Origin of the sequence: Nonomuraea terrae, from assembly GCF_004348995.1 — a bacterium.
GTDB classification, from domain to species: Bacteria; Actinomycetota; Actinomycetes; order Streptosporangiales; family Streptosporangiaceae; genus Nonomuraea; species Nonomuraea terrae.
In genome coordinates, this window is record NZ_SMKQ01000087.1 from 22,825 (window position 1) to 32,989 (window position 10,165).

General features: G+C 66.4%; 11 protein-coding genes. 5 read left to right on the plus strand and 6 right to left on the minus strand.

What is annotated here, in order from left to right:
* Positions 1-15 precede the first annotated feature (15 nt).
* Positions 16-780, minus strand: coding sequence for a hydrolase (locus tag E1286_RS25380; protein ID WP_246075115.1), 765 nt, complete (start codon positions 778-780; stop codon positions 16-18).
* A complete protein-coding gene (locus E1286_RS25385) occupies positions 770-2,662 on the minus strand; it encodes an amidohydrolase (RefSeq protein ID WP_187368219.1) in 1,893 nt (630 codons plus the stop codon). Before E1286_RS25385 ends, E1286_RS25380 begins: the two co-directional genes overlap by 11 nt.
* A gap of 568 nt (positions 2,663-3,230) precedes the next feature.
* On the opposite strand from E1286_RS25385, the gene E1286_RS48090 reads away from it, so the two are divergent.
* The 3 genes from E1286_RS48090 (at position 3,231) to E1286_RS49410 (ending at position 4,501) form a co-directional block, all read left to right on the plus strand.
* On the plus strand, positions 3,231-3,392 hold the full coding sequence (locus E1286_RS48090; protein ID WP_165969907.1) for a hypothetical protein: 162 nt from the start codon (positions 3,231-3,233) through the stop codon (positions 3,390-3,392).
* Positions 3,393-3,559: 167 nt separating this feature from the next.
* Complete coding sequence (locus E1286_RS49405) at positions 3,560-3,847, plus strand: hypothetical protein (RefSeq protein WP_223190357.1); 288 nt, start codon at positions 3,560-3,562, stop codon at positions 3,845-3,847.
* Between the two features lie 12 nt (positions 3,848-3,859).
* Positions 3,860-4,501, plus strand: coding sequence for an integrase core domain-containing protein (locus E1286_RS49410; RefSeq protein ID WP_223190359.1), 642 nt, complete (start codon positions 3,860-3,862; stop codon positions 4,499-4,501).
* Between the two features lie 236 nt (positions 4,502-4,737).
* Here the strand turns inward: E1286_RS49410 and E1286_RS25395 are convergent, their stop codons facing one another.
* From E1286_RS25395 to E1286_RS25405, 3 genes are all read right to left on the minus strand, one after another.
* Positions 4,738-5,718, minus strand: coding sequence for an alpha/beta fold hydrolase (locus E1286_RS25395; protein ID WP_132616132.1), 981 nt, complete (start codon positions 5,716-5,718; stop codon positions 4,738-4,740).
* A gap of 85 nt (positions 5,719-5,803) precedes the next feature.
* The gene (locus E1286_RS25400; RefSeq protein ID WP_132616134.1) at positions 5,804-6,871 is read right to left on the minus strand and encodes an MBL fold metallo-hydrolase; all 1,068 of its coding nucleotides are present in this window, start codon (positions 6,869-6,871) and stop codon (positions 5,804-5,806) included.
* A 277-nt stretch (positions 6,872-7,148) separates the two neighbouring features.
* Positions 7,149-8,189, minus strand: coding sequence for an aldo/keto reductase (locus tag E1286_RS25405; RefSeq protein WP_132616136.1), 1,041 nt, complete (start codon positions 8,187-8,189; stop codon positions 7,149-7,151).
* 167 nt (positions 8,190-8,356) lie between these two features.
* Here E1286_RS25405 and E1286_RS25410 point away from each other — a divergent pair, with 167 nt between their 5' ends.
* Entirely contained in the window at positions 8,357-8,986 is a 630-nt protein-coding gene (locus E1286_RS25410; protein WP_132616138.1) for a TetR/AcrR family transcriptional regulator, read from the plus strand.
* 104 nt (positions 8,987-9,090) lie between these two features.
* On the opposite strand, the gene E1286_RS48095 is transcribed toward E1286_RS25410, so the two are convergent.
* Positions 9,091-9,231, minus strand: coding sequence for a hypothetical protein (locus E1286_RS48095; protein ID WP_165969908.1), 141 nt, complete (start codon positions 9,229-9,231; stop codon positions 9,091-9,093).
* A 472-nt stretch (positions 9,232-9,703) separates the two neighbouring features.
* Between E1286_RS48095 and E1286_RS25415 the strand changes: the two genes are divergently transcribed.
* The coding region (locus tag E1286_RS25415) for a hypothetical protein (protein WP_223190361.1) at positions 9,704-10,165 on the plus strand (462 nt) is incomplete at its 3' end.

Sequence of the window (10,165 nt, forward strand, 5' to 3'; positions counted from 1 at the left end):
CCACATCGTGTGGCCTCAGGCCGCGGCCTCGTGCGTCGGGAACATGGCGTGGGCGTACGCCAGCCCCAGCCCATAGGCTCCGGCGTGTTCCTTGATGACAGCGGTGATGGCCTCGTACGTCTGGGTGCGAGCCCAGTCGCGCTGCCATTCGAGCACGGTGGTGAGCCACGTCAGCGGCGCGACGCCATGCTGGATCATCCGCTGGACGGCGTTCTCGTGCGCCTCCAGTGACACGCCCCCGCAGGCGTCGGTCGGCACGTACACCTGATATCCCTGGTCCACGGCGGAGAGCGCGGCGAGCGCGATGCACACCTCCGTCCACAGCCCCGCCAGCACGATTTTCGGCCGGCCGGTGGCCCTGACGGCGTCGACGACTCGGGGATCTTCCCAGCAGTTCATGGTGGTCCGGTCGATGGGAGCCATCCCGGGGAATTGCGCCGCCAAGGGAGGCAGGAGCGGACCGGAGAAGGTCTTCGACGCGACCGTGGTCAGGACGACCGGTACGTCGAAGGCCTTGGCTCCTTTGGCCAGGGCCACGGTCGCGTTGATGATCGAGCCTCTGTCCGCGCTGGTGGTGCCGAAGAACATCTGCGGCTGATGGTCCACCAGGAGGACGACGCTGTCCTGCGGCGTGAGAAGCGATGCTGCGGGATCCGGCTTCGCCTTGCTGATGCTCGCCATTGATTTACCTCTTCGATGTGTCGGGATCGTGCGGATATCGATGGGTGCGGCCGATGCAGGATCAGCTAAGCTCGCTGCTCCCTGACGTTCACAGGACAAAGCAGGAATCGAAGATCTCCTCCTCGGAGGCGTGCGGCTCGCCGAAGCCCCGCACGGCCCGCCACTGGCGGTGCTCCTCGGACTCGGCAGCCGCCTCGACCACGGCCTGGGCCTGGCGTACGCCGGAGGGCATGGTCGGCGGCACGGTGTGGTGGAAGCCACCGAAGAAGGCGACCGGGCTCCACGACGGCTGGATGGCGGTCTGCGGTGGCGCCATGCCCTCGAACTCGCCCGCGGCGTAGACGATCCGGCCGCCGACGACGGTCAGCAGCGACTCAATGTGCGAGATGTCCTCCTCGGGCACCGAGAAGAAGTCGTCGGAGAGCACCACCAGGTCGGCGTAGCAGCCTTCCTTGAGCATGCCCTTGATGTTGGCCTCGCCGGTGAGGCCGGCGCCGGCGAGGGTGTACATGCGCAGCGCCGTCTCCCGGTCCACCCTGTGCTCGGACGACATCAGCGGGGATCCGCCGATGGTGCGGCCGCGTACCAGCCACTCCAGCGACAGCCAAGGGTTGTAGCTGGAGACCCGCGTGGCGTCGGTCCCCGCCGCGGTCAGCAGGCCACGGTCGAGCATCTGCCGGATGGGCGGCGCGGCCGCGGCCTTGGCCACTCCGTAACGATCACGGAAGGCGCCGCCCTGGAACATCATCCGGTTCTGCACCGACAGGCTTCCGCCCAGCGCGGCGATCCGATCGAGGCTCGTCTCCGACACGGTCTCGGCGTGGTCGAAGAACCACGGCACCCCAAGCTTCGGTGCCACCTTCTCGAAGACGTCGAGGTTGGCGCTGATGGTCTCGTCGTAGGTGGCGTGCAGCCGGAAGCCCCAGTCGTTCTCGACCAGCAGCCGGACCGCGGCCTCGAGTTCCCGGTCGGCTTTCTCTGGGCGCAGCGGCCGGGGCTCGGTGAAGTTCTCGAAGTCGGCGGGCGACCAGGCGAGGTTCTCGCCCGCGCCGTTCAGCCGCAGCCACTCGTCGCCGTCGCCCGGGCGTACCGTCGCGATCCATCGCCGCAGGTCGTCGAACTCCTGGCCGGGCGTCTGCGGGAAGAGGTGGTAGGCGATCCGCATCGTCAGCAGGCCCTGCTCTGCCAGCTTCATGACCGCCCCGTAATTCTCCGGGAAGTTCTGGAAGCCGCCGCCGGCGTCGATGGCGCTGGTCAGGCCGAACCGGTTGAGCTCGTACAGGAAGTGGCGGGTGGAGCCGAGCTGCTCCTCCTCGGCCAGCTTCGGGCCCTTGGCCAGCGCGGAGTAAAGGATCGTGGCGGCGGGAGCGGCGAGCAGGAGGCCCGTGGGGTCACCGGCGTGGTTGCGGACGATCTGTCCGCCCGGAGGCGGAACGCTGTCCCTGGTGAGCCCGATGGCGCGGATCGCGGCCCGGTTGAGGATGGCCGACTGGTACAGGTGCAGGACGAAGACGGGGGTGTCGGGGGCGGCGGCGTTCAGCTCCGAGACGGTGGGCAGGCGCTGCTCGGCAAACTGCTCCCCGGTCCAGCCGCCCACCACGCGGACCCATTGCCCGTGCGGTGTGCGTCCGGCTTGTTCGCGCAGCATCCACAGCGCCATGCGCAGCGAGGGGACGCCGTCCCAGCGCAGCTCCAGCAGGTAGTTCAGGCCGCCCCTGATCACGTGCAGGTGGGAGTCGTTGAGTCCCGGGATGACGCGCCGGTTGAGCGCGTCGACGACGCGCGTCTGCGGGCCGATGAGCGGGGCCATGTCCTGGTCGTCCCCGACCGCCACGATGCGGCCGTCCCGTACGGCGAGCGCGGCGGCGACCGGCCTGGCGGGGTCCTGGGTATGGATGCGGCCGTTGCGCAGGACGAGGTCCACGGGTTGCTTGGCTTCAGGGTCAGCGGCGATGCCCTCGACAGGCATGGTGTTGATCATTACTTGACTCCTCGGCAAGGAGGCCCCGCGCTCGACCGCCGCTCAGGGCTGTCCGGCCGCCGACGAGCGCCAACCGTATGGCTGTATGCGGTCTCCGTTCTCGGACCGCTTTGGCGTAACATTCTCCGCTTACCGAAAACGGCCTTCCCCAGCTGTATGCCTACAGACCAAACCAAAGCGGACTTTAACCAGGAATGAATCACTCGCCATCCGTCGAGACCCTTACTGGCCGAATTGTTTGCGTGAACCATATGCCCACTTGAATAATACGCGTCGCCTGATAGAAATGACTTAATCCACTGGCAAGCGTAAGGAGTTGCGAAATTTAACAGGGTGGCCGATGATCTCCTGCACGTCGAGTGCTCGGGCAAGCGACCCCCCATGCGGGCGAGGTTGCAGAACACGCCCCTTTGCGGCATTCCGCAGGAGAACGTCCGACTGGCGCGCCGTACAGGAAGCTGCCTCCTGACTGACCACCGCGGCCCTGCAGCGATCTTCGAAGGTAGGCATTCAGTAGCTCTCGATCTTGCTGGCGTGAGGGCTGTCCGCGAGGTGCGATGATCTTTGGGTGCCGAAGACCCCGGAGCGCCGTCCGTCGTATGACGAGCTGGCATCGCTGGTGGTCCGGCAGATGGCCACGATCGAGGCTCAGCGCGAGACGATCGCGAAGCTGGAAGCAACGGTGGAGCGCCTGCCGATAATCACATCCGCCCAGGTCATGACCATGTGAGGGCTTCACGTGGCGACGCGAGCTCCCGCCATCAGGAGAGGCAAACGCGTGCGGCATGATGATGAGCCGTGCTCCTTCGCCTGGCCTATCTCACCGTCACGAACACTTTCGCCGCGCTGCGACTGCTGCCCATGGGCGATTGAGACAAGGACATCGAGATCCTCGCCGTGCGTCACCAGATCACCGTCCTCGAACGCCAACTCGGCGCCGACACCAAAGTCAGATTCGCTCCCGAAGACCGGGCCTTTCTCGCCGCGCTCCTGACCTCGCTGCCCCGCGAGGTCCTGCGCCGGCTACGGCTCCTCGTCCGCCCGGACACCGTCCTGCGCTGGCACCGTGATCTGATGAAACGGCGTCATGCCCATACCTGCCGGCCGAAGCGGCCCGGCCGTCCACCCACCGTCCAGTCCATCCGCGCTCTCATCCTGCGCCTGGTCCGGGAGAACCCCGGCTGAGGTTACCAGCGGGTGCACGGTGAGCTCACCGCCCTCGGCATCAAGATCGCGCCGTCCACAGTGTGGGAGATCCTCAAGCAGGAAGGCATTGATCCGGCACCCGATCGGGCGTCCACCACATGGGCCGACTTCCTGCGCTCGCAAGCCGATGCCCTACTGGCCGCCGATTTCTTCGAGTCCGTCACCTTGAACGGGCAACGCCAGTACATCCTGGCCGTCATCGAGCACGCCACCAGGCGCATCCGCGTGCTCGGCACCACCGCTCACCCCACCGCGAACTGGGTCACCCAGGCGATAAAGAACCTGGTGATGGACCTGGACGATGCGGGCTGCCGGGCGCGCTTTCTGCTCCGAGATCGAGATGGGAAGTTCCCGGCCCTCATGAACGAGGTCCTCGCCGAGGCCGGCATCAAGACGGTGCTCACCGATATTCGGATGCCGCGGATGAACTCGATCATGGAGCGGTGGGTGCAGTCGTGCCGTCACGAGCTTCTCGACCGCTGCCTCATAGGGAACGAACGCCACCTGCGGCACGCCCTGCGGGAGTACGAACACTTCTACAACCAGCATCGAGCACATCAAGCCCTGAACCAGCAGCCCCGCTGCGCACCGTCCCCGATCCGATCACGGATCCAGAGCGAATCATCGACCTGAACGTCCGGCGACGAGACCGGCTCGGCGGCGTCCTCCATGAGTACTCACAAGCGGCTTGACCTGCATGGATGGAATTCTCGGCAGGCGCAATGCCGCGCGTATGTAGTTGCAGTGACCCTCGTCGAGGTAGCCGACCTCACGATCGGCGGAGGCAAGGTGCCGACCTGGTGAGTCGCTTCACCAGGCGGAGCTGGACGCAGCCCGTAGTGTCTGCGCTCCCGGCCGGCCCTTGTTGGCTACTTCGTGAGGAAATCCAGCAGGAGGCGAGTCGTCTCCTCGGGATGCTCTTCGTAGATCCAGTGACCTGAGTCGGGGATGACCTCTGCCTGGACATTCGTCGCGTAGTGGCGCACCTGGTCGGGCACGCTCTGCCCCAGGCTTCCGGAGGCGCCGATCGCCAGGACGGGCATGGGCAGCGGCTGCTTGGCATATTCAGCGTTGTCGGCCACGTCCTTGTTGAGGGAGCGGAACCACTCGAAGCTTGCGCGCAGATGCGCCGGGTCGCTGAGGTGCTTGGCGTACTCGCGGACGGCTGCGGGATCAGTGGCCGCCTTCTTCTTCACGGCGAGCATGGAGATGAAGAGGTTGATCCAGGTCGTCTCACGGCCCTTCACCATGGCCTCGGGAAGGCCGTTGGTGACGTTGAAGTACCCGAAGTTCCAGAAGCCCGGCCCGTTGGAGGTCAGCGACGGGAAGCTGTAGATGCTCTGGTCGGGGATGGGGGCTTCACTGAGCACCAGACGGTCCACCTGGTCCCTGTGCTGGGCAGCGTAGGAGTAGGCCACCATCGTGCCGATGTCGTGGCCGACGAGGTTGACGTGCTTGCTGAGACCCAGTCGGGTCAGCAGGGCGTGCAGGTCGCCGGCCATGGTCTTCTTGTCGTAGCCGCCCCGTGGTGCGCCGGAGTCTCCGGCGCCCCGCAGGTCGGGTGCGATGACGGTGAACTTCTTGGCCAGCGAGGGCATGATCGCGTGCCATTCGTACCAGGTCTGGGGATATCCGTGAAGCAGCACGAGAGTCGGCCCGTGCCCGCCCCTCACATAGTTCACATCGATTCCGTTCACGTGAACCACGTGTTCGGAGAATCCCGCCGGCGGACGAGCCTCTTTCGAATCAGTGGCTGCGGCCGCGGGGATGACGGCGGCACCTGCGGTCAGTGCGGACACGAGCAAAGCCGTGGCGAGAACTGCGCGTGGACGGTGCCAGTTGATTTTCATGCGGAAACGCTCCCAAGAGTGAGTATCAGGCCTCTAACGTCATTCGACTGAGAACCGACGCGGCCCGGTAGAGCCCGATAGTTGATTACGGACGGACGCCGAAGGGGCCGAGGAGTCCGCCGTCGATCCGCTGGGACTCCAGCAGCGCGAAGGCGTTGTCGACGGTGAAGACGTCGGCGGCAGCCAGCGTGCCGGTGTACTTGGCGATCACCGGCTCAGCGGCCTGGTGGGCGACGGCGTCGAGGTAGGTCTTGAAGATCGCCCACGCGTTGCCGCTCGACCCGTATTTCTGGAAGTAGGGCGTGGGGTCCACCGTTGCTGAGGCGTTGCGGACCGCTGCGTCAAGGTCGGCCATGTACTGCTTCTGGAGGTCGCCGTCGGCACGGACGCCGAGCCGCCCGAGATGGCCGCCGACCAGGGTCTGCCACGGATACCCCATCACCACGTCGTGCGCCTTCACCCAGGCGGGGATGTCCTGGGAGACGGCGAGGTTCTTGAACGGCACCCAGCCTGGGTAGAGCACGTCCACGACCATGAGGGTCTGCTGCGCAGGCGCATAGATGAAGATGTTGTCGGGCGAGTGGTTCGGGCCGTGGTAGGCGAGTTCCAGCCGCTCACCGCCGACCTTCAGAACGTAGTGGTCGTCGAACGTTTCCGTCGGCGCCGGCCGGTTGGGGTCCCGGTCGAGGCGGAGCAGTCGGCGGGTCTCTGTATGCCCGATGCGCACCACGTCCTTGCCCAGGATGGCCGAGGCGCCGATGTGGTCGGCATGGGAGTGGGAGTAGACCAGGTGCGTGACCTTGTTGGGCATGCCGTTGGCCTTGGCGACATCGTCGATGGCCCGCAACAGGTTATGCCCGATGGTAGGCGGTGCGTCGACGAGCACGACGCCTTCGGTGGTGGTCAAAAGCATGGCTTGGTAGTAAGCGTCGGTCACCCAGTAGAGGTTTCCCCGGACCCGGCCAACGTAGTAGCCGTCCGCGTTCAGCTCCGGCCCGACCGAGGCTGCGGGCACCGGCGCATACTCCGGCAGCGTGTCCTGCCCAGTCGGGCCGGCGGAACCCGTCAGAGCTCCACCAAGCAGCCCCGTCGCCGCAGGCGTAGCAGCGGCGACCGCCAACCTTTTCAGTAAGGTTCGGCGGTTGGTCGTCATAGCATGTCCTTCCCACAATATTGAATATTGAACTATCTCCATGGCGGCCGTGAGAGTGCGGCATTGTGGCGAGGGTGCGATGACGGTCTCTGAAACAGCGCCACGATGCCGACTTCTGGCGCCGCCCGGCCGAACGCACCTCCGCTGTGTGGCACTTCCGAGCCGCATGATCGAGTAGCACCGCGCTGCAACCGACGTGTCGTCGCGGTGGGTTACCGCCGGTCGCATCGGGTGTCAGGGCGGGCTGTTCCTCGCGCCTGTTATCCGATGCGCCGTATCAGGCCAGGTTGCCGGCGGGGATCCGGGCGGGGGCGAACCACTCCTGGATCCAGTTCGGGTAGGCGACCGGCGACCGGCTGACCTCGTCGAGTTCGGCGAGGTCCTGCTCGGTGAGGGTCAGGTCGACGGCGGCGATGTTGTCCGTGAGCTGTTCCAGCTTGCGGGCGCCGACGATGACGCTGGTGACGGCGCGCTGGGCGAGCAGCCAGGCGATGGCGACCCGTGCGGGGCTCACCTCGTGCCGCGCGGCGACGGCCCGCAGCACGTCGAGCACCTGGAAGCCCTTCTCCTCGTCGAAAGGCACGAAGTCGAAGCCGTTCAGGGCTCGGCGGGAGTCCGGTTCGGTGGTGGCTCCGCCGCGGTCGAACTTGCCCGTGAGGAATCCGCCGGCGAGCGGTTGCCACACCGTCAGGCTCAGCCCCGCGTCCTCGGCCATGGGCACCAGGTCACGCTCGGCGTCCCGCGACAGCAGCGAGTAGTACGCCTGATTGGCGACGAACTTCGCCTGGCCGTGCAACGCGGAGACGCCCAACGCCTTGCTGATCTGCCAGGCGGAAAGGTTGGAACAGCCGATGTAGCGGACCTTGCCCTGCCGTACCGCGTCGTCGAGCGCGCTCAGCGTCTCCTCGATCGGCGTCAGGTGGTCGTGGTTGTGGATCTGGTAGAGGTCGATGTAGTCGGTGTTCAGCCGGCGCAGGCTGTCCTCCAGGGCCCGCATCACGTGCAGGCGGGAAAGCCCCTGGTCGTTGGGCCCGGGCCCGACCGGAGCGATCAGCTTGGTGGCGAGCACCACGTCCCGGCGACGCTGCCCGATCGCGCGGCCGAGCAGTTCCTCGCTCTCGCCGTCGGCGTAGACGTCGGCGGTGTCGATGAAGTTGATCCCGGCGTCGAGTGCCGCACCGACGAGCCGATCCACGTCCTCCTGCCCGAGTGCCCCATGGGTGCGGTACACCGGGTGCTCCTTGCCGCCGAACGTCATCGCGCCCAGGGAGACCTCTGAGACCCAGACCCCGGTACGTCCCAGCAAACGATATTTCACCAGTTGTCCCTTACTGCAGATCCGCCCGGTCCACCGGCAGGCGACCGGGCGTCTCTCACTTTTCCGATCGCTGCGTCGGGACATCGTGTCCGGAAAGTACCGTACACGATGTCCAGGCGGTGTGTAGTGCGACGTTCGCTGCCGGACGACAACCGTAGGATCAGGACATGCCTTCGATCACTCGACGACGCACCGCGAATGTCGGCCGCCCCACCTCGGCCGAGGCGGACATCCTGGCCGCGACCCAGCGTCTCCTGATCGACGGCGGGAACTTCACCGAGCTCGGCGTGCAGCAGATCTCCACCGAGGCCGGCGTCGCCCGCTCGACCTTCTACAACCACTTCCGCGACAAGATCGACCTGCTCATGCGGCTGGCCACCGAACTCATGAGCTCATCCTTCGACGTCACCTCGGCCTGGAAACCGTCGGACGGTGTCGAACATCTTGAGGACGCCTTCCTGCAAGTGGTGAAGGTCTATCGGAAGCACGCCGCCGTACGCCGGGCGCTCGCCGAGGTCGCCACCTACGATGCGACCGTGCGTGACTTCTGGAGCGCGGAACTCAACCAGTTCACGAACTGGACGCTCACGCTACTCCGCGCCGAACAGGACGCGGGCCGCACCCCCGCCGACCTCGACCCGGCGAGCGCCACCCGAGTGATCGTCATGGGCGGCGAACGGGCCCTCGTCGACCACGTCACCACCGGAGATCCCGGCAGCGACGCCGCGTTCGCCCGCGAGATGGCACTGACGTGGTGGTACGGCGTCTACCGCCGCCCGGCGGGCTACAGTAAGTAACCGCTTCTGGCGCGGGTTAGTCGGACGCCCCCGATCCCATCACCATTCCGCCCAAGTCACCCTCAACGTACGCCGACGAGACCGGCTTGGCGGAGCATCATGGGTCAGCGCCGCTGCACCGCCTCGCACGCTTTTGAGGTGCTGCGGCTGGCCTCGCAGAACAGACGGTCATGGACTCGCCCTGCCAGTAGGATGATCGCGCAGAGCCCGATGACATTGCCGATGCTCGGGACGGTGTTCGCCAAGCCCCAGAGGGTGTCGTCCGCCCCCACCTATCGGCGGACATCGGGGACCCGGGCTGCCCATCCTCCGATGGGCATGCTCCTGATCAGGTAGAGCAAAGCGACGGCTAGGCGGGCCTGCCGGCTTTCGCGTCGCTCACTTGTATGTTGCGGAGCTTCTTGAGGCTTCAATCAGGATGTGCCGCATCGGTATCGCGCCAGCCTGTCTCTGGCATGCCCAAGCTCCTCCGTGACCGTCGCGGGTCGTGCAGGAAACGCTTCCTGCACATGGCAGGGTAGGCGGCGTCGGTGTAGCGGTTGCTGTCGAAGCAGATGCTCCCGCGAGCTGGAAGAGGTCACAGGCCACAACGCACAGTTGATGGCGGGCTCGCGCTGAATGAGCTTGGTCCAGTTGCTTGACCAGGAGCTTGAGCTGGTCATGGACCAACGGATAGACCAGCCGTTTCCACTTGGACAAGGCGGAGACCTGCCAGAGGTGGCCGCTGAGCAGCGCGTGCTGTTCGATGTCGTCGGCCTCGTCGGATGGGCCGACCCATTCCTGGACGTCGGCGTTGGCCGATTGGGGAAGCACAAGGCCCGCCTGCGGGACGGCACCTACAACGCCCTGCCGCAGGACCTGCGCGAGTACCTCACCGCGCGCATCACCCCCGATGCGGCGCAGCGTCATCCGAGCGCCGGCAAGCTGGCCGCCGAGGCGCACAAGAGCATGCTGAACACCCGGCTGAAGCGGCCGGACGGCTCACAGCGCAAGCTGGCGGTGCTCGCCACCGGCGAGCCGGTGGAGGGCAACGGCCGGCTGCTGGCCTACACCGCGCCGTGGTTCTCCGGCACCGCCTCCGACCCGCTGCCGCCGCGCGAGCACCCCGACCGGCGCACCTTCAACCTCGACATGGTCGCGCTCGGCTGGGCCGCCACCTTCATCATCTACCCCTCCCTC